We start from the raw sequence: 18072 nt of genomic DNA, 5'->3' as shown, positions 1-18072 counted from the left end.
CAGCGGGTGTCTAGTTTTTCGAGTTTTCCCGCGACCGTTTCAAAAGACGACCAATCGTGAATGAGGTCCGCGGGGCGTAAACATAATTCGTGCGCTCCTCGGGGGTGGGGCGGGACCGCATCCGCGCCAGACCAAACACGATCAGGAAGACGTGCCCGAACGCCACGAAGGCAAAAAGGGCACCGGGCCCAAATTGCTGGATCAGGTTCGAGGTTACGTAGGGCGATGCAATCGCCCCCAAGGCAAACCAGAACATCAGGGCCGCAGACAGCTCCACCCGTTCCTCGGTCGTGGCGAAGTCATTTGCGTGGGCGGAAGAGACCGAGAAGATCGGGAAGGTTGTCAGGCCAAAGAACACCGCCGCCGACATGACGCCGATCGTTCCGGTGCCGCTTGCCGCCATGGTGACGCCGCAGCTGAGTACCGCGGCAGCCGACAGCCAGATCAGGACCCAGCGCCGGTCATATTTATCAGCCAGCCAGCCGACGGGGTATTGAGCAAGCGCACCACCCAGTACGAAAGAGGCCAGGAAGAATGCGATCTGATCGACGCCAAGGCCGACCTCTTGCCCGTAAACCGGACCCACCATTCGGAACGAGGCCGAGCTGAGCGCGGCCACGATCACGCCTGCCACGGCCAAGGGTGAGCTGCGCCAAGCCAGTCCGGGTTTCAGGCGGGGCGCGTCAGGTGTTTTGGGCTGGCTTGCTTTGGTCAGGGTCAGCGGCAGCAGCGACGCACAGCACAGGATCGCCAGCAGGTTGTACGAGACGTAAGAGGCCGGGGGCAGAACGGCGATAATCAACTGGGCGCACAGGGACGCGCCCATATCCGCGATCCGGTACGTGCCCATCGCACGCCCCCGGGTTTCATTGGTGACCTTTGCGTTCAGCCAGGCCTCGATCACCGTGTACGCGCCTGCCACGCAGGTGCCCGAGGCCACACGCAAGGCCGCCCAGATATATGGGTTTTCCGTCAACGTGTGCCCAATCAAGCCCATTGCACCCAACGCGGTGCAAACTGCGAAGGCACGCGAATGACCAACATTGCCCATCAGACGGGGTGCCCACCAGCAGCCGATGAAAAACCCCAGAAAATGCGAAGACCCCAAAAGGCCGATCTGTTCGGTCGTGAAATCCAGCGTGATGCCGGAAATGGCATCAAGTGGCCCGACGCCTCCTGTCGAAAGCTGTAGCAGAATGACCGAAAGAAACAGGGCGGCAAATGAAATGATCGTGCGCATGGTTGCCTCAGATTGGCAGGGTCGCCGCACAATGCGCGCATCAAATCGACTTTCGCGAGTCGTTTTTTGCCGTTCGGCGGTCAGGTCGCGCGGATAATCTCTGCGTGGATGTCCAGGCCGACAGTGTCATGAACCAGGTCAGGATAGCCCGAAGCGCCGAAGTCGTGCCGGTTCAGGGCGCCCTTCAGACCAATGGTCAGACGGCTCAGATCGTTCACTTCACTTCCCGCCTGCCGGTACAGATTGGCCTCCAACGTGATCGGGCGGATCACGCCGCGGACCGTCAGATCACCCGTGATCCGAGCGCCATCCGATATTCGCCCTTCCGGGCCCAGCTGTATGTCCGTCGACACGAACCGGATCGTTGGGTGCTGTTTCGCGTCCAATACGCTGGGGCTGAGCATGGGCATACGGGCAAAGGGCAGCCGCGTTCTGGCTTTGCTGACGTCCAGTGTCACTGTGACCTCACTGTTCTGTAGCCGACCTGTGTCAATCTGAACATCGGCGGTCCGGATCGGCATTGTCCCTGACTGAGCCACCCCCGCAAGATCAAAAGTGAACCCGATCCGGGTGCCTTCATCCGACAAGATATATGGCCGCAATGCGGCATGTGCCGCCCGGGTCAGGGGCAGGGTTGCCAACCCGGCAAGCAGGCTGCGACGGGTCAGAAGGGTCATGCCATAACCCGCTCTCGTCCGGGGCGGGATCTCCTGAGCAGCATCAGAACGATCGCAATGTTCAGGCCATTCCAAAGAATGCCATTCACGAACGCCAGTTGGTAGTTTCCGGTGAGGTCGTAGATCCATCCTGACATCCAGCCGCCGAGAGCCATGCCAAGAATGGTCATCATCATGACGAACCCGACCCGTGCGCCAGCTTCCTGCGGCGGCATGTATTCGCGGACAATCAGCGCATAGCTGGGCACGATGCCGCCCTGTGCCAGGCCAAAGAGCAGGCTGATGGCGTAAAGCGATACCATTCCGTCGTAGGGCAGGAACAGGAACAGGGCGATGCATTGCAGGAGCGAACCGATCAAAAGCGTCATGACTCCGCCCAGCCGGTCAGCCAGCAGACCCGAGATGATGCGGCTGACAACGCCACCCAATAGCATCAGCGACAGCATCTCGGCCCCGACTGCGGGCCCATATCCCAGCCCGACGCAATACGAGACGATATGAACCTGCGGCATCGACATGGCGACGCAACAACCGATCCCGGCCAGGCCCAGAATATATTGCAGCGCGCGTGGTGATACACCGACGCTTCGTGCATTGATGTGGGCGGATGCTGCGGCGGTGCCGTGAGCCTCGACCGGAACCCTGCGGCGTAGCAGCAGCGACAGGGGAATGACGACGACAAGCGTCAGCACGGCGAGCGTCAGATAGACCTGTTGCCATCCATCCCGCGCCAGAATTCCGGACAGCATGGTGGGCCAGATGGCGCCGGACAGGTAATTCCCACTGGCGACCAATGCGACGGCAATGCCGCGCCGTTTCATGAACCAATGTGAGATATCGGCGATCAGCGGGCCAAACCCAATCGACGTGCCCAGCCCAAGCAAAAGATGCGCCGCGGATAGCAACATTATGCTCGGTGCCAGCGTTGCCAGCACATAGCTCAGCGCGCTCAAGACGGCTGCTCCGATCAGGGCGCTGGTGACGCCCAGCCGGTCCACCACCTGCCCCAGCCACATGTTGCCCAGGGCAAAACCGATCATCGCCAGAGTGTACGGCATCGAGGCTTCGGCACGACCGGCCCCGAATTCGGCTTCAACTGCGGGCATGACCACGATCACCGCCCACATGCCCACATTCGCCACTGTTGCAATGGCGAGCGTGATCAGAAGGCGAAGCCAGGAATAGCGGCTGTCATGGATCGGATGGCTCATGTGGTGACGCTAGGGCGCGGCCCGGGTTTTGACCAGTCACATCTTGCGTGATCCGTGTGGCTTTATGCTGGTGTGTCTTCGGTTTCGATCCGTTCCAGATGCAACCCGGCACGGGCGGCGGTCATGGTGGCCTGCCATGTGACCTGGGGCAGGGCGCGGGCGCGGCGGCGGGTCAGGGTCCAGATCCGAGCCTCGTCTCGATGGGTGGCCGCCATGTGCCAGCGCGTCTCAACCCCTTGCGCGCCACCGTCTCCGGGTGTCAGCAGCAAACCAAGCGGAGCCCGTCCCATCGCCCCCCCTTGTTCGGCGGCCAGATGCATCCGGCGTATCGGTGTCAGCCCCGGCGCGCCGGGCAGGTCGCCGACGATCAGCGGAATGGCCCCGCTGCGCAGCGCCTCCTCCAGACACCACAGCAGATCTTCGGCGCGGGTGGGCTGAACAAAGATGAACCGGGCCGGATCGGCAAAGGCCATCATCCCATCGGGGTTCAGCTGGCCGGGTTCCCACGCGGGGGAAATCCACAAGACCGGCCCCTGTGTCTGACTGGCCAGCCACATGGCAAAGCTGCGCCGGGCGGGGCCGCATGCCTCGTGCACGCGGCCCAGTTGCAGGGTGATCTGCGGATGGAGGCTTACCCCCGGTGCCTGACGCGCAGGTTTGTGGCCAAGAAGCTGAGTGGACATGCCGGAACATTAGCATGTTCTATTTTTGTTCTCAAGCGACCAGGGCCGTCAACGGGACAAGATCAACTTGCCATTTGCAAATTGGACGCTCGAGAAACGATGCAGGTATTCCATTCCCAAAAGCGATTTATCCAGTTCGCCTTCATTGACCCAGGCCGATACGTTCTGATCGGTAATGGGGCCTACGGTCAGGGTCTCAAGCCGCACCGGCGCTGTGCGGACCTCGCCGTTGGCGGTCAGGGCGCGGCCGAAATAGTTCAACTGATCAGGATCGATACCTACGCGCGCAGCGTCCTGAGCGCTGAGCACGATCTGGCTGGCGCCGGTGTCGACAAGAAAGTTGATCGGCTCACCATTTACCAAAACCGGAAGGTAATAATGACCATCATAGGCACGAGGCACCTCGATCGCGTTGCCGGTGACGGTCATCTGCGGGGCAGGGCCAACCGAAGACCGGATGTCTTCCCACAGGCCGATGACGGCGATGACGCCAACGAAAATGAACACCCAGGCCATCACCTGTTGCAACGTCTTGTTCAGCGACTGGCGGTTTTGCGAAACGAACCAGAACGCGACGGCCAGCCCAAGCACGACCAGATAGACCAGTTGTCCGATATCGACGCTGTCCACAGGGTTCACCCCACTCAAGTTGCACGTCACATATATGGGGGTTTAAGACGCAAAACCAAAGGCCTTGAGGCCATCGAGAATGAACTGCACCGACAAGGCGGCCAGCAGCATTCCCAGCAGCCGGGTCAACACGTTCAGCCCGGTCTTGCCCAATATCCGTGCGACCGCGCCAGAGGTCAGATACATCACGAAGACCATCGCCAGCACAACCAGCATCACGCCGATGACAATGGCAAGGCCCTGAATGCCCGGCTGCTGGCCCGCAAGCAGAATCATCGTTGCAATCGATCCGGGGCCTGCAATCAGCGGGATGCCCAGGGGAAAAACGGACGGGTCCGGGTGTTCCTCTTCCTCGGCGCTGCTTTCGCGTCGCTTGGTGCGGCGTTCAAACAGCATGTCCAGCGCGGTCAGGAACAGCAGGACGCCTCCTGCAACGCGGAACGCCTCCATCGAGATGCCAACAAACCCCAGAAGGGCTTCGCCAAAGGCGGCAAACAGGGCCAGGATGAAGCCCGCCGTCAGGCAGGCCCGAACCGCGATGGAGCGGCGCGTATGCCAGTCCATGCCCTGAGTCAGAGCCACGAAGATCGGCGTTTGCGCGGGCGGGTCGAGGACCACGAAAAGCGTTGTGAACGCGGTAATCAGAAATGCACTGTCCATTGTTATCTGCTGCTCCGTTGCAGGTCTTGCAGGATACGCATGGCATCTTGCGAACACCCTGATGGGACATAGACGTGATCGTGGTGATACCCCGCGACCATGTTTGCGGGAATGCCGTCCCCAGCCAGCGCGCTGGAAACGGCGGCGGTCAGACCAACACCTTCCAGCGAGGAATGGACCTGCAACGTGATGCATCGCATCGCGACGGCACCTTGCGGTGCCGCACTGATCGGGACGATGAGAGACAACCCTTCGTCCTCGACACAGCTGGCCCGCGTGCCCTTTGGCCAGGGTTTGTCTTCAGGCCATACGACAAAGGCAAACTCACCGGGCTGCAAGTGGGGATGCATACCGGCAATCATAGCGTCGGTGTCTTTGACGGGTGTTTTCATGCTGTTTCTGCCTGTTCAAGCCGTTCGGCGGCGGCGATCCATAAAGCCTCGGCTTTTTGCATGGCCTCGGTGACTTCGGTGAACTTGCGGTTCCAGGTTTCTAGGTCGTTGATCCTGTCGTCCTCGTACAGCGCCGGATCGGCCAGTTTGGTCGAAAGCTTGTCATGCATTTCCGCCAGCTTCTCGATCCGGTCCTCGCATTTGCGCAGATCCGCGCGCAAGGCCAATATCGTCTCGCGCGGGGGGCGTTTCGATTTGGCCGTCCGGTGCTTTTCCCTGGCGGGTCTGTCGCGCGCCAGCAGCAGGGACCGATAGGCTTCAAGGTCGCCGTCGAAAGGTTTGACGGTACCGTCCGAAACCAGCCAGAGACGATCCGCGACAAGGCTCAGCAGATGCATGTCGTGGCTGACCAGAACCACCGCGCCGGAATAGGCCGTCAGCGCCTCGACCAGCGCCTCGCGGCTTTCGATATCAAGGTGGTTGGTCGGCTCATCAAGGATCAGCATATGGGGCGCGTCGATCGTGGCGAGCAGCAGTGAAAGGCGCGCTTTCTGTCCGCCCGACAGACGTCCGACCTCGGTTTCCGCCTGATCCGCGTTCAACCCGAAACCGGCCAGTCGCGAACGCCACATGCCGGGCGCCTCGTCGGGGCGCAGACGGCGCAGGTGGTCCAGCGGTGTTTCGTCCACATAGAGCTCATCCACCTGATGCTGCGCAAAATAGCCGATGCGCAGCTTGCTGCTGCGGGTCATCTTGCCCGCCAAAAGGGGCAGCCGGTCCGAAAGCAGTTTGGACAGGGTCGACTTGCCCTGTCCGTTCTTGCCCAACAGCGCGATTCGGTCATCCTGATCGATACGCAGGTTCAGGCGACGCAGCACTTCGGTTTCGCCATAGCCTGTGACGCCACCTTCGATCTGGATGATCGGTGGAGACAGTTCCTCGGGTTCCGGAAAGCTGAAGGCGCGCAGGGCGGCCTCTTGTGGGGTCGAGACCAGTTGGATGCGTTCGATCATCTTCAGGCGCGACTGGGCCTGAACGGCCTTCGACGCCTTGTAGCGGAACCGGTCCACAAAGCTTTGCAGATGTGCGATGCGGGCCTTGGCCTTGGCGTTTTCCGATTCCGCCTGTGCCAGCCGTTCCGCACGGCGTTCCGCGAACTTGTCGTAGGGCACGGCGTAATAGGTCAGCTTGCGGTCTTCCAGATGCAGGATCGACCCCACGGCGCGGTTCAGAAGGCCGCGGTCGTGGCTGATGATGATCACCGTGTGCGGATATTTGGCCAGATAGCTTTCCAGCCACAGCGCGCCTTCGAGGTCCAGATAGTTTGTCGGTTCGTCCAGCAGCAGCAGGTCGGGCTGAGAAAACAGCACCGCCGCCAGCGCAACGCGCATCCGCCAGCCGCCCGAGAAATCCGAGCACGGGCGCTGCTGGTCTTCGTCGTCAAAGCCCAACCCCTTGAGGATCGAAGCCGCGCGGGCCTCGGCGGACCAGGCGTCGATATCGGCCAGACGGGTCTGGATCTCGGCGATACGTGTCGGGTCTTCGGCGCTTTCGGCCTCGGCCATCAATGCACTGCGTTCGGTATCGGCGGCCAGGACCGTGTTGATCAGCGAAACGTCAGAGGAGGGCACCTCTTGCGCCACACCGCCAATCCGAGCGCGCTTCGGGACCGAGATACTTCCCGATTCCAAAGCCAACTCGCCCCGGATCAGACGGAACAGCGTGGTCTTTCCGGTTCCGTTCCGACCGACAAGGCCAACCTTGTGACCATCGGGAATCGTCGCGGTTGCGCCATCAAACAATGGACGACCTTCAACGGCATAGGTGATGTCTTCGATCCGTAACATGGGTCGAGCACTGAGGCACGGCCCACGGCTTGTCAATGGGGGCAATGGGCCAATTGGCCGTCAATCCAACACGCTGGCAGCCTTTTCGAATGGGTAGGATTTGAACCCGACCAGAGGCTGATCGCCGTCCTCGCTGAAAGCGAAAACGTGTATTTCGTCATGGTGCACGGTCGCGCGGCAGAAAGTTCCCGGGCCCTGCAACGCCACGGGACATTCCTCGAGGTCGACATGCGGAACCGCAGTTTCGAACAGTTCATATTCCATCGGCAAGGGGGCCTGATCTGCCAGCGCGGATGAGGCAAGAAGACAGGCGGGGATAACGATTTTGTATGTCATGGTCGTGTCTTTCACAGGTTTCGGAATCTGTTAGCAGAAAGAAACTTACAAAAATAGTCAGAATATTGAATCCGAAATCTCCGTGTGCGACATTCCACCGCTTCGGAACGGGCGATCAGATGACCAGGGCATTGGGCATGGGCTTGCAGCCCCGCATGTGGTAGCCGTCTCGGGAACGCAAAACGGTAGTTGGAATGCGCGCGGCACAGACTTCGCCCTCTTTGGTGACCCTTGTCCTTGCGACCGGTCTGTCGGTGCTGTCGCTGAACATGTTTCTGCCGTCTCTTGCCAACATGGCGGTCGATTTTCGCGCGGATTATGCACTGGTGAACCTGTCCATCGCGGGCTACCTGGCGGTTTCCGCGGTTCTGCAACTGATCCTTGGGCCGATGTCCGACCGGTTCGGGCGCAGGCCGGTTCTCTTGGTCTGCATGACGGTTTTCGTGGCGGCGTCACTGGGCTGTGTTCTGGCGGAATCGATCTGGACCTTTCTGGGGTTTCGTCTGATGCAGGCCGCCGTGGTCGGGGGCTCGGTGCTGTCTGCCGCGTCGATCCGCGACCAGTTTGCGCCCAATGAGGCCGCCAGCAAGCTGGGATATGTTGCCATGGCAATGGCTTTGGCACCGATGCTGGGCCCTATGCTGGGCGGCAGTTTGGACATGCTGTTCGGATGGCGGGCCGGGTTCGTCTTTTACACTGTTGCAGGGGCGGCGCTGCTGACGCTGCTCTGGGCGGACATGGGCGAGACCAACCACAACCGGTCGGCCACCTTCGCCGCGCAGATGCGCGAATTCCCGCACCTGTTTCGTGCCCGGCGGTTCTGGGGCTACGCGTTGTGCGCGGCGTTCTCGATCGGGGGATTCTACAGTTTCATCACCGGGGCGCCCCTGGTGGCCGCCGCCTGGTTCGATCTGAGCCCCGCGACGCTGGGCCTGGGGATCGGAATCATCACCGGCGGTTTCATGGTCGGCAATTTCGTGACGGGTCGGATCGCCGCGCGTACTCGGTTGACGACGATGATTCTGGCCGGACGTATCATCGCCTCGGTCGGGCCGTTCTGCGGGCTGTTGCTGTTTTTAGGTGGGATGGGGTCGGTTTGGGTATTTTTTGGATCAGCCATCTTTGTCGGTTTTGGAAACGGTTTGACGAACGCTAACGCGTCTGCGGGCGTCATGTCGGTTCGACCGAAACTGGCCGGCAGCGCGGCGGGCCTTTCAGGGGCCCTGATCGTCGCGCTCGGTGCGGTCATCACTTCGATTACCGGAGCGGCGGTCAGCCCCGAGAACGGCCCGTATCTGGTGCTGTCGATGATGGCAGCCAGCAGCTTTCTGGGTCTTCTGGCGGTTCTGTATGTCCGTTGGGTGGATGCACGAGACCCGCTTCCCGACGCAATCTGACGCCCAAAGGCGCAATCGCGCCATCATTCCACTTTTCACCGGCGAAATACCGTGTTAGGCGGCGCGCGATGAATTTCGCGCGGCCCAGCCCGCGCCGTCAGACCAAGGAGAGGCCCGATATGGCACTGGAACGCACTTTTTCGATCATCAAACCCGATGCAACCCGCCGCAACCTGACCGGCAAGATCAATGCCAAGTTCGAGGAAGCTGGCCTGCGCATCATTGCGCAGAAGCGCATCCACATGACCAAGGAACAAGCCGGCAAGTTCTACGAAGTTCATGCCGAGCGTCCGTTCTATGACGAACTGTGCGAGTTCATGTCGTCGGCTCCGGTCGTTGTTCAGGTTCTGGAAGGCGAAGGTGCCATTGCCAAGAACCGCGAAGTCATGGGCGCAACCAACCCGGCGGACGCAGCACCCGGCACCATCCGTGCGGAATTTGCTGAATCGGTTGGCGAAAACTCGGTCCATGGTTCGGATGCACCGGAAACCGCGGCTGTTGAGATCGCATATTTCTTCTCGGGCATCGAACTGGTCGGCTAAGCCGGTTTTATGCCGAAAGATCGGGCCGCTCCGTCAGGGGCGGCCTTTTTTGTTCAGACCTGCTTTAGATCTTTGGGTGCAACGCGGACCCCGATGGCATCCAGATCAGCAACCATCCGGTTTTCCGGCGCGGTGATGTTGCCGGCCTTGATCGCGTCGAAACGCTGTCGCAGCTTCTTTTTCTCTTCACCCTTGCAATCATTCCAGGGGCGTCCCTGAAGCCCCATCACCAAAACATAGTAGCCGATGAAATGTGCTTTGGTGCCAGCCCGCAAAAGCCGAGCATAGGCCTCATCCGCTCCCAGCTCTCGCAGTTCATCAGCCGAGTGGATGCCGGCACGCGCGCAGGCCTGCTCGAAAGCCGGGCCAAGGTTGCGGATCGAAGAAACCGGATCGCTCATGCGCCTGTCTTAATTGCACCTCCGGGGTCTGTCACCCATGTTTGCGCATTGTCGAAACATAATGTCTTGCTGTCTTGTGGTGTTTCCGCTCTCATGAGGTCATGCTGCCTCGGCGGTCCGGGTTTCAAAAGCCGAAAGACACAAAAGCGGGTCGGTCCAGGGCCAGACAGTCTGCTGGCCAAGGTAACAGCCGAATAGGCTGAACGTGATGAAGGATCAGAACCGTCGAAGAAGGAACCAACGTGCCGAAGATCGTTGAGACCAGCGTCAATGAATACCTGAAAACGCCCCGGATTGGTGGATCATGACGGAACCTTCAGGTATTCAGTGCATTCTGTCCCAATCCATTGACCAGTCGCTTGTTGAAAAGCTCATTCCCGGGTTTGCGATCAGGATCGGCCCACCGACGGAATCGAGATCTTTCGTGCTTTTGGATTGCCACGATCAATCGTTGCGGAATTCAGGTTGTGTTCTGCTTGAGGTCGGAGAAACACTGTGGCTTTTCCGAAATGGCCGTGCGCCGCTGTCTCAACGCTGCAAGGGGCAGGGGCGGTTTGTTCAAGAGCTACCGCAGGGCCCCGTGAAAGCGGCTTTGAAGGGTTTCCCCAAACTGCGCGCGCTGATGCAGATCGGAGCCGGGGAGATTCAGGTGAAATCCCTCGCCGTATTGGATGAGCTTGACAAAACGCTGGTCAGGGGAACGGTCTGGTGCCTGTCTTCGCAGACGGGTCAGGCAGCAATCGTTCAGCTTCAGCGGCTGCGGGGGTATGAGAAAGAATTCCAAAAGGTGAACACCGCGATTTCCACCGCGTGCGAGGGGCAGGCGGGTGTCGAAGCGTTTTGCGCCGGGCTTTTCCCGGGCATGGCTGCCTATCGCGCCAAGCCAGAAATCCAGTTGGGAAAAGCTGAGCCATCCATTCAGGTCGCGGCAGATATCATTCAAACCTATCTGAAAGTTGCCCGGCAAAACGAAGAAGGAATTATCGCCGATATCGACACGGAATTTCTGCATGATTACCGGGTGTCTCTGCGGAAGGTCCGATCCGTGATCAGCCTGTTCAAAGGCGTTTTTTCAGACGCGCAGACAGTGCAATTGAAACGTGTCTTTTCCGATCTCATGGACGCCACCGGGCGCATGCGTGATCTGGATGTCTATCTTCTGGAAAAAGATAAATACTTCAGTCTGGTACCGCCCAGTCTTCACGCGGGCCTGCAAGAGATGTTCGACCTTTTCGAGGAGGAGCGCGCCAAGGAGCTGTCACGTTTGTCTCGCCGGTTGCGCAGTGACGAATACAACGCCCGTATGTCCGATCTGACGGCGATGTTCAACGGATCGGATCGCCTGACGCCCGGATCTAACGCGAAACGGGCAGCACATGAATATGCGTGCGCATTGATCTGGAAACGGTATCGAAAAGTCTGCAAAACCGCACGCGGTATCACCGACGAGACGCCGGACGAAACCGTGCATGACCTTCGTATTGATTGCAAGAAGCTGCGCTATCTGATGGAGATATTTGGGCCTCTGTTCGATGAAAAGAGCTTCAAGAACATCATCAAGCCATTGAAAAAGCTACAGGACAATCTGGGCGTGTTCAACGACTGCTCTGTTCAGCAAAAGTCCTTGTTGGCTTTTGTCGCGCAGCACAGCGACACGCGGGGTCATGTGGATGCGCGGATGGGTCTGGCCGTGGGGGGATTGATTGCGGTTCTGGATCAACGCCAAAAGGCCGAGCGGAGCCGCGTGATTGCCAGCTTTCAGAAATTCGACGGGCCGGAAACCCGGCACTTGTTCCGGACCTTGTTTCACCGACAAAAGGAGTGAGGAATGAAGATCATTGCCTGTTACAGCAACAAGGGCGGTGTCGGCAAAACCGCAACTTCGGTGAACCTTGCTTATTCCTATGCGCAGGCGGGGCAACAGGTGCTGTTGTGTGATCTCGACCCCCAGGGCGCATCGGGGTTCTACTTTCGGGTGAAGCCTTCGAAAAAGCTGACGGATGCGCGGTTTTTCGAAGATGTGGGACGGTTTACCAAGGCAATCCGGGCCAGCGATTTCGAAGGGCTGGACGTTCTTCCGGCGAACCTGACCTTCCGCGACTTCGACGTGTTCCTGTCGCGGATGCGAAACAAACGTTCGCGGCTGAAAAAAGCTTTGATTGCCGCGGGCAGCGACTATGACGTGATCATTCTGGATTGCCCGCCCAATTTTTCGACCCTGTCCGAGAATATCTTCAAAGCTGCCGATGAAATCGTCGTGCCGGTCATTCCGACGCCCCTGTCCGAGCGGAGTTTCGATCAGCTGGTGAGCTTTTTTGAACAACACAAGCTGCGCAAGAAAAAACTGCGGGCCTTTTTTTCGATGGTGCAACACCGGAAGGTTTTGCATCAGGAAACCATGAAGGCGATGCGCAAGCTGTATCCAAAACGCTTTTTGCAGACGGTGGTTCCTTTCGCTGCGGATATCGAAAAGATGGGTCAGTATCGTGCCCCGGTCTGTACCTATGCCGGGCGCAGTGCGTCTTGTGCGTCTTACAGGGCGCTGTTTGAAGAGCTGGAAAACGGAGTGATTTCGAACCAATGAGCAAGGAAATCGAGCGCAAATTTCTGGTTTCAAACCTGCCGGACCTGAGCAAAGCGAAAAAAGCCGTTGTAAGACAGGGTTATCTGACCGCGCCCGACGATTCCACCGAGCTGCGGCTGAGGCAAAAAAACGATGCGTATTTCCTGACCTTGAAAGGGGTTGGTGGCCTGGTCCGGGTAGAGCGCGAGGCCGAGATCACCGCGGATCAGTTCGAAACCTTCTGGCCGGAAACGGAAGGGCGCAGGGTTGAAAAAGAGCGCTACACCGGTCATTTGCCCGGTGGTCTGCTGTTCGAGCTGGACGTCTTTTCAGGCGATCTGGCGCCGTTGCGTCTGGTCGAGGTGGAGTTCACTTCGGAGGAGCAGGCCAAAGGATACGTGCCACCGGATTGGTTCGGCGCGGATGTCACCGCCGACACGCGTTACAAGAACAAGACCATAGCGATACACGGTGTTCCGGATTAACGCTGTTGTGCCAGATTGATCGTGGTTTCCAGCCCGGGATCGCAGTTCCGGGCGGCAAATTTCCCACCGTGCATATGTGAAATTGCGGCCACCAGCGCCAGGCCCAAACCCGCATTGCGTTCCGTCCGCGCGGGGTCAAGTGTCACGAAGGGAAGCTGAAGGCGATCCAGTTCTTCGGGCGGAACGCCGGGGCCACGATCCCTGACGCTCAGTTGGGTGAAACCGTCGCGAGAACCGATCGAGATCGTGATCGTAGTATGTTCCGGCGCGTAGCGCATTGCGTTTTCCAACAGATTGGAAAGAGCTTGCGACAGAAGCGGCCGGTGCCCCTGAATGGCAGGGGCGGAACCCCTGACTTCAAGTTGCACACCTTGATCGGCGGCGACCGGCTCATAAAGCTCGACAACATCACCAACAAGTTGCTGCAAATCTATGGTTTCGAATTGCTCGCGCCCCAGACCGGCCTCGGCCCGCGAGATTTCAGTGAGTTGCCCCAGCACGCGCAGGACGTGATCAATTTCACCCGTCGCCCGTGCAATGTCGATCTCGCGATCCAGATCGCTTTTGCCAGGTTCAGAGAGGGCCTCGACCCTTTGCCGCAGACGAGACAAAGGCGAGCGAAGATCATGTGCTATGGAATTCGAGGTGGTCCGAAGGTTGCTGATCAACTCCTCGATCCGGTCAAGCATGTTGTTCAATGTGCCCGAAACCTGATCGAATTCGTCCCCGGTTCCGCGCAGCGGCATCCGCTTTGACAGATCGCCTGAAACGATATTCTCGGCCGTGCTGGCAATATCCGAAAGGCGCGAGAATACCAACCGCGTGAACAACCAGCCGGTGATGACGCTCAGAACCAATGCAATCCCCAGCGCCAGGGCAACCGAGCGAAACAGAACCCTGTCGAATTGCTGGCGTGACGTAGCATCCCGCCCAACCAGAAGGCGCTCACCGCCCGGCAGGCGGATCGATGCGGCTGAGACGGACACGAACTGATCATTGTCTGCCCGGCGCAATTCCAAGTCTACCCAACCGCTTCCGGCGGCAATGTTCACCGGCCAGGACTTGAGATTGCCCGCAAGTTTGAGGCCCAACCGATCTGTCAAAAGATAGAGCGCGTCCCGCTCTGGGGCACTTGGCAAACGGCGCTCAATTGCAGTGATCAACCCAATCAGCCCGCGTCTTTCGTATTCATCTGCAAGCCCCGTCAACTCTGCTGATACGACCGAGCGGGTCTCGGCCTCGATGCTTCGGTTGGCGGTCACATAGACGAACGCAAGCACTGATGCCGTCAGAATCGTGCTCAGAATCATGCTGGTTGCGACCAGCCTTGTTCTTGAATTGTTTAACGAAAGCGGCAGGTTATCCATCGGACATCATGTAACCTGCTCCGCGGACGGTTTCAATCAACGGGGCATCGCCGCCTTCGTCCAGCTGACGCCGCAACTTCGAGATATGCACGTCGACGACGTTGGTGTTCGGGTCAAAATGATAATCCCAAACGCCTTCAAGCAACATGGTGCGCGATACCACACGGTTTTTGCGGCGCAGGAAAAACTCGAGAATCTGAAACTCACGCGGTGTCAGGGTGATCTCGTGCCCATCGCGTGTGACCTTGCGGGTCAACAAATCCATCTGAAGGTCTTTGCAGGTCAATGTCGGCGTCTCTTCGGATTCCTGAGGGCGACGCAACAGGGCTTCGATTCTGGCGTGCAGTTCCTGAAACGAAAAAGGCTTGACCAGGTAATCGTCAGCGCCCGAGCGCAGCCCTTTGACCCTTTCGTCCACGGCGCTCATCGCCGTCAGCATCAAAACCGGGGTTTTCAAACCGGCGGCCCGCATGGACTTGATCAGCGACAGCCCGTCCAGACCGGGCAGCATCCTGTCAAGAACAATGGCGTCGAACCCACCATCCGTGGCATGGTACAACCCCTCACGACCGTCAGCCGCGGTTTCGACCACATACCCTTCTTCGCCAAAACCTTTGGCGATGAAGTCCTTGGTGTCAGCATCATCTTCGACGATCAACAGACGGCGGCTCATGCTCGGGCTCCTTTCTTCCGATATCTAATCACAAATTTTAACTAAAGCATATGGTTAGAAGAAGTTCTTGCCGGGTGCTGGGCCGGCACCCGGCAAGCCCGGCGGATAGTGGACAACTCTGATCCGCCGGGTGAGGCGTGCGCCGAAAATCCCCATCAAGCGGCGCACGCATGTTCAGGTCAGGCCAGTTCGACCGCGACGAAGATCTGGCTGCCGCCACGGTTGATCAGCACCAGGGCAGGATCGGTTTTCTCACTGTCCAGCGCAGCCTTCAGCGCGTCCGGAGTAACAGTGTCCTGATTGCCGAGCTTGACGATCACATCGCCGCGCTTCAGGCCGGCCTTTGCCGCCGGGCTGTCGGGCTTCAGGTCGGTGACGACGACGCCCTCGACAGTTTCAGCAACACCGGTTTCTGCCCGAACCGCTTCGGTCAGGGGAGCCACGGTCACACCCAGCGTCGTGCCCGCAACTTCTGCCTCGACCGGTTTGTCTGCCTCGGCCGATGCGGCCTGATGCTGGCCAACCGTCAAGGTCACCGTTTCCATCTTGCCGTCACGCAACACGGTCAGAGTGCTGTCGGTGCCGACCTTGGTCGTGCCCACAAGGATGGGAAGGTCACCGCTGGAGTCTACGGCATCGTCGTTGAAGGTCAGGATAACGTCTCCCTGCTTCAGGGCACCATCTGCCGGGCTGCCTGCAACCACGTCAGAGACCAGCGCGCCCGAGGAAGCCTCGATTCCCAACGCGGCCGCAAGTTGCGGGCTTACGTTCTGGATCGACACGCCCAGCCAACCGCGGCTCACCTGTCCGTCATCCCGCAGATCGGCTGCGATGTGTTCAACGATGTTCGACGTGACGGCAAATCCAAGCCCCACAGAACCACCGCTGGGCGAATAGATGGCCGAGTTCACGCCAACCACTTCGCCTTCCATATTGAACAGGGGGCCGCCCGAGTTGCCCTTGTTGATTGCCGCATCCGTCTGGATGAACTCGGCATAGGGTCCTTCCGAGATGTTGCGGCCCTTTGCCGAAACGATGCCTGTGGTCACGGTCGAGCTCAGGCCGAAGGGATTGCCGATGGCGACCACGTCTTCGCCCACGCGGATTGCGTCACTGTCGCCAAGTTCCACGGCTTGCAGGTCAATCCCCGCGTCGATTTTCAGAACCGCGATATCCGTCAGCGGATCCGTTCCGACCACTTCGGCGTCGAAGGTGCGATCATCGCTGAGCCTTACGGTCACGGTCGAGGCATTGTCGACGACATGGTGATTGGTGATGATGTATCCGGCCTCATCCAGAACAAATCCCGAGCCCAAGCCCTGGGACGGGCCACGTTGCGGCATGTTGAACCCTTCGGGGCCGCCGAAGCGTTTGAAGAATTCTCCAAAAGGGTGCCCATCGAAGTCAAAGTTCTGACCCTGGGCCGGGGTCGGCGCTGCCTCGTGTTCGGCGATGATGGTCACGACCGAAGGTGAAACGGTCTCAACCAGATCAGCCAATGCCTCGTCCGCCATGGACGGCATGGCCGTCGTTGCCAGAAGGGCCGCGCCGAGCGCGCTGGCACCTGCCCAGTTGGAAGCGCGGGGAAGTAGAAGCGAGGATTTGCGGATGCTCATTTGTGTCTCCTGTTATCATCACGCAGTTGCGGCTGCGCGTTGAGACAACAGATGCCCGCTCAGAATTGGCGTTTCCTGACTGATCAATTAATAAATCTTAATTTTGCCACAAAGTCGGTGTTGTGTTGCGGTCGACGTTGATCGGGATTCGCGGATTTTTACCGATCCGAACCAGAGCGAATCGGAGGATTGTTGCTAAAAATGGCGTCAAACTTTCAAAAACATTGAATTTGTTTTGTTTTGTTGACAATCATCCTTCCGAATGATGGGAAAAAGGTCTGCTCCTCCAATGGTTGTGGGTGGGTTTGGTCGAGACATGGCTTGACACAAAAAAAATGTTGTTGATTGCGGATAATGGCAAATAAGTTTGCGCTTAATCCCGAATCGCTACCGCTTGTGAAAACAGTCGATCGCCTTAAGGTTGATTTCAGTTTGGCGCGATGTTGCGTAAAAGCCATTTGCAGAAGACCCAAATTAACCCTTCCTTCCAATTTTACGTTGTTTCAAACGATCGGATAGGTGAGGATGAAGGTGCCCAAGTGAGGGGAGCTAAAAGCGCTAGGGGGCGCTGGCGGCTAACTCGATCACCATAAGTGATAACGGCGTGTTAACGAGGGGGTCTTGTTTAGGTTTGGCTGTTTGAGAGCCGGGGTGTTTCTGAAAGCACACTGGCCGCGCTTTGGAGATTGAGCAAAGTGGTAGTCCTGTTTTGGGCACCGGCCCGGTCGACAAGACCGGGCCGTGTTTGTTCAGAGGGCATGTTTTCTGTGCCAGTCCTTCCAGTCATCCGGGGTATCCAGATCCAACAGCGCGTTTCGGCCGGGCAGGGGATGCAGATAAACACTGTCTTGATACTTTCGCACGATCTCCTGGGCACCGTCGTCCCCTTGCAACTGTGACAGTTGATCAAAAAGGGATCTGTCAAACACCACCGGATGACCGGGCTTTCCATCCTCGGTTGTGCCACGCCAGATCAGGTTGTCGGGATGGGTTTGTCGCGCTTTCAGGATTGTTGCCAGGTCAGCTTCCGTAAGATCGGGCAGATCGGCCAGCAAAACCATGGCGGCGGGTGCATCCGGCGGCAGTTTTTGGATCGCGGCGCGCAAACTGGCGTTCATGCCTTCTGCCGCATCCCGGACCGGAACGATTTGAACATCCATGCCATCAAGCGCGCCATATCTTGGATTTGGTTCAGGGGGCAGGGCGACAATCACAGGTCCCACGGCGCAGGCCACGCTTGCCGAGCGGGCGACCAACGGGATGCCGTTGATCGGCTGCATCAATTTGTCGATGCCGCCCATACGGCTGGATTGGCCCGCCGCCAGAAGGATAATGGGTATTTCAGTCATTTC

The 18072-nt window shown here is 58.8% G+C and carries 19 protein-coding genes; 5 read left to right on the top strand and 14 right to left on the bottom strand.

The window, feature by feature from the left end:
- Window positions 1-10 precede the first annotated feature (10 nt).
- From ACR0DJ_RS08105 to ACR0DJ_RS08065, 9 genes are all read right to left on the bottom strand, one after another.
- Window positions 11-1240, bottom strand: coding sequence for an MFS transporter (locus ACR0DJ_RS08105; RefSeq protein ID WP_480684489.1), 1230 nt, complete (start codon window positions 1238-1240; stop codon window positions 11-13).
- 80 nt (window positions 1241-1320) lie between these two features.
- The gene (locus tag ACR0DJ_RS08100; RefSeq protein ID WP_425078125.1) at window positions 1321-1917 is read right to left on the bottom strand and encodes a YceI family protein; all 597 of its coding nucleotides are present in this window, start codon (window positions 1915-1917) and stop codon (window positions 1321-1323) included.
- On the bottom strand, window positions 1914-3128 hold the full coding sequence (locus ACR0DJ_RS08095) for an MFS transporter (RefSeq protein WP_480684487.1): 1215 nt from the start codon (window positions 3126-3128) through the stop codon (window positions 1914-1916). The genes ACR0DJ_RS08100 and ACR0DJ_RS08095 overlap by 4 nt, the downstream gene beginning before the upstream one ends.
- Window positions 3129-3190: 62 nt before the next feature.
- The gene (locus ACR0DJ_RS08090; RefSeq protein WP_480684485.1) at window positions 3191-3811 is read right to left on the bottom strand and encodes an ImuA family protein; all 621 of its coding nucleotides are present in this window, start codon (window positions 3809-3811) and stop codon (window positions 3191-3193) included.
- Between the two features lie 48 nt (window positions 3812-3859).
- Window positions 3860-4441 (bottom strand): retropepsin-like aspartic protease family protein, encoded by a 582-nt coding sequence (locus ACR0DJ_RS08085; protein WP_170344624.1) that lies wholly within the window; start codon window positions 4439-4441, stop codon window positions 3860-3862.
- Between the two features lie 42 nt (window positions 4442-4483).
- Window positions 4484-5101: a MarC family protein gene (locus tag ACR0DJ_RS08080; RefSeq protein ID WP_170344623.1), complete on the bottom strand. Its 618-nt coding sequence runs from the start codon at window positions 5099-5101 to the stop codon at window positions 4484-4486.
- A 2-nt stretch (window positions 5102-5103) separates the two neighbouring features.
- Window positions 5104-5493, bottom strand: coding sequence for an ACT domain-containing protein (locus ACR0DJ_RS08075; RefSeq protein WP_480684483.1), 390 nt, complete (start codon window positions 5491-5493; stop codon window positions 5104-5106).
- Entirely contained in the window at window positions 5490-7340 is a 1851-nt protein-coding gene (locus ACR0DJ_RS08070; RefSeq protein ID WP_480684482.1) for an ABC-F family ATP-binding cassette domain-containing protein, read from the bottom strand. The genes ACR0DJ_RS08075 and ACR0DJ_RS08070 overlap by 4 nt, the downstream gene beginning before the upstream one ends.
- A gap of 60 nt (window positions 7341-7400) precedes the next feature.
- Window positions 7401-7676, bottom strand: coding sequence for a hypothetical protein (locus ACR0DJ_RS08065; RefSeq protein WP_425078131.1), 276 nt, complete (start codon window positions 7674-7676; stop codon window positions 7401-7403).
- A 194-nt stretch (window positions 7677-7870) separates the two neighbouring features.
- Here ACR0DJ_RS08065 and ACR0DJ_RS08060 point away from each other — a divergent pair, with 194 nt between their 5' ends.
- Both ACR0DJ_RS08060 and ndk read left to right on the top strand, forming a co-directional pair.
- A complete protein-coding gene (locus tag ACR0DJ_RS08060) occupies window positions 7871-9073 on the top strand; it encodes a multidrug effflux MFS transporter (protein WP_480684481.1) in 1203 nt (400 codons plus the stop codon).
- A gap of 119 nt (window positions 9074-9192) precedes the next feature.
- Window positions 9193-9615, top strand: coding sequence for a nucleoside-diphosphate kinase (gene ndk, locus ACR0DJ_RS08055; protein WP_170344618.1), 423 nt, complete (start codon window positions 9193-9195; stop codon window positions 9613-9615).
- A 53-nt stretch (window positions 9616-9668) separates the two neighbouring features.
- On the opposite strand, the gene ACR0DJ_RS08050 is transcribed toward ndk, so the two are convergent.
- Entirely contained in the window at window positions 9669-10016 is a 348-nt protein-coding gene (locus tag ACR0DJ_RS08050) for a TfoX/Sxy family protein (RefSeq protein ID WP_480684480.1), read from the bottom strand.
- A 304-nt stretch (window positions 10017-10320) separates the two neighbouring features.
- On the opposite strand from ACR0DJ_RS08050, the gene ACR0DJ_RS08045 reads away from it, so the two are divergent.
- Genes ACR0DJ_RS08045 through ACR0DJ_RS08035 form a run of 3 tightly spaced genes read left to right on the top strand, consistent with a single transcriptional unit; the run spans window position 10321 to window position 13064 of the window.
- Window positions 10321-11841 (top strand): CHAD domain-containing protein, encoded by a 1521-nt coding sequence (locus tag ACR0DJ_RS08045; protein ID WP_480684478.1) that lies wholly within the window; start codon window positions 10321-10323, stop codon window positions 11839-11841.
- Window positions 11842-11844: 3 nt separating this feature from the next.
- A complete protein-coding gene (locus ACR0DJ_RS08040; RefSeq protein WP_480684477.1) occupies window positions 11845-12600 on the top strand; it encodes a ParA family protein in 756 nt (251 codons plus the stop codon).
- Window positions 12597-13064, top strand: a complete 468-nt coding sequence (locus tag ACR0DJ_RS08035; protein WP_480684476.1) for a CYTH domain-containing protein — start codon at window positions 12597-12599, stop codon at window positions 13062-13064. The genes ACR0DJ_RS08040 and ACR0DJ_RS08035 overlap by 4 nt, the downstream gene beginning before the upstream one ends.
- Here the strand turns inward: ACR0DJ_RS08035 and ACR0DJ_RS08030 are convergent.
- From ACR0DJ_RS08030 to ACR0DJ_RS08015, 4 genes are all read right to left on the bottom strand, one after another.
- Window positions 13061-14374 (bottom strand): ATP-binding protein, encoded by a 1314-nt coding sequence (locus tag ACR0DJ_RS08030; protein ID WP_480684474.1) that lies wholly within the window; start codon window positions 14372-14374, stop codon window positions 13061-13063. The genes ACR0DJ_RS08035 and ACR0DJ_RS08030 overlap by 4 nt on opposite strands.
- A 49-nt stretch (window positions 14375-14423) precedes the next feature.
- Window positions 14424-15104: a response regulator transcription factor gene (locus ACR0DJ_RS08025; RefSeq protein ID WP_299896413.1), complete on the bottom strand. Its 681-nt coding sequence runs from the start codon at window positions 15102-15104 to the stop codon at window positions 14424-14426.
- Window positions 15105-15283: 179 nt separating this feature from the next.
- Entirely contained in the window at window positions 15284-16720 is a 1437-nt protein-coding gene (locus ACR0DJ_RS08020) for a DegQ family serine endoprotease (protein WP_480684473.1), read from the bottom strand.
- A 749-nt stretch (window positions 16721-17469) separates the two neighbouring features.
- The gene (locus ACR0DJ_RS08015) at window positions 17470-18069 is read right to left on the bottom strand and encodes a nucleotidyltransferase family protein (protein ID WP_425078139.1); all 600 of its coding nucleotides are present in this window, start codon (window positions 18067-18069) and stop codon (window positions 17470-17472) included.
- Window positions 18070-18072 lie beyond the last annotated feature (3 nt).

Source organism: Ruegeria sp. BF10 (assembly GCF_056538725.1).
The sequence above is the reverse complement of the archived record's forward strand: the minus strand, read 5'-3'. Positions and strand labels throughout refer to the sequence as shown.

What these genes read in the sequence shown, in the direction of transcription:
- ACR0DJ_RS08070 (WP_480684482.1), bottom strand. Translation starts at nt 7,340, where the DNA reads ATGTTACGGATCGAAGACATCACCTATGCCGTTGAAGGTCGTCCATTG.
- ACR0DJ_RS08065 (WP_425078131.1), bottom strand. Translation starts at nt 7,676, where the DNA reads ATGACATACAAAATCGTTATCCCCGCCTGTCTTCTTGCCTCATCCGCG.
- ACR0DJ_RS08095 (WP_480684487.1), bottom strand. Translation starts at nt 3,128, where the DNA reads ATGAGCCATCCGATCCATGACAGCCGCTATTCCTGGCTTCGCCTTCTG.
- ACR0DJ_RS08100 (WP_425078125.1), bottom strand. Translation starts at nt 1,917, where the DNA reads ATGACCCTTCTGACCCGTCGCAGCCTGCTTGCCGGGTTGGCAACCCTG.
- ACR0DJ_RS08075 (WP_480684483.1), bottom strand. Translation starts at nt 5,493, where the DNA reads ATGAAAACACCCGTCAAAGACACCGACGCTATGATTGCCGGTATGCAT.
- ACR0DJ_RS08045 (WP_480684478.1), top strand. Translation starts at nt 10,321, where the DNA reads ATGACGGAACCTTCAGGTATTCAGTGCATTCTGTCCCAATCCATTGAC.
- ACR0DJ_RS08035 (WP_480684476.1), top strand. Translation starts at nt 12,597, where the DNA reads ATGAGCAAGGAAATCGAGCGCAAATTTCTGGTTTCAAACCTGCCGGAC.
- ACR0DJ_RS08015 (WP_425078139.1), bottom strand. Translation starts at nt 18,069, where the DNA reads ATGACTGAAATACCCATTATCCTTCTGGCGGCGGGCCAATCCAGCCGT.
- ndk (WP_170344618.1), top strand. Translation starts at nt 9,193, where the DNA reads ATGGCACTGGAACGCACTTTTTCGATCATCAAACCCGATGCAACCCGC.
- ACR0DJ_RS08030 (WP_480684474.1), bottom strand. Translation starts at nt 14,374, where the DNA reads ATGATTCTGAGCACGATTCTGACGGCATCAGTGCTTGCGTTCGTCTAT.
- ACR0DJ_RS08050 (WP_480684480.1), bottom strand. Translation starts at nt 10,016, where the DNA reads ATGAGCGATCCGGTTTCTTCGATCCGCAACCTTGGCCCGGCTTTCGAG.
- ACR0DJ_RS08025 (WP_299896413.1), bottom strand. Translation starts at nt 15,104, where the DNA reads ATGAGCCGCCGTCTGTTGATCGTCGAAGATGATGCTGACACCAAGGAC.
- ACR0DJ_RS08090 (WP_480684485.1), bottom strand. Translation starts at nt 3,811, where the DNA reads ATGTCCACTCAGCTTCTTGGCCACAAACCTGCGCGTCAGGCACCGGGG.
- ACR0DJ_RS08080 (WP_170344623.1), bottom strand. Translation starts at nt 5,101, where the DNA reads ATGGACAGTGCATTTCTGATTACCGCGTTCACAACGCTTTTCGTGGTC.
- ACR0DJ_RS08020 (WP_480684473.1), bottom strand. Translation starts at nt 16,720, where the DNA reads ATGAGCATCCGCAAATCCTCGCTTCTACTTCCCCGCGCTTCCAACTGG.
- ACR0DJ_RS08105 (WP_480684489.1), bottom strand. Translation starts at nt 1,240, where the DNA reads ATGCGCACGATCATTTCATTTGCCGCCCTGTTTCTTTCGGTCATTCTG.
- ACR0DJ_RS08040 (WP_480684477.1), top strand. Translation starts at nt 11,845, where the DNA reads ATGAAGATCATTGCCTGTTACAGCAACAAGGGCGGTGTCGGCAAAACC.
- ACR0DJ_RS08060 (WP_480684481.1), top strand. Translation starts at nt 7,871, where the DNA reads ATGCGCGCGGCACAGACTTCGCCCTCTTTGGTGACCCTTGTCCTTGCG.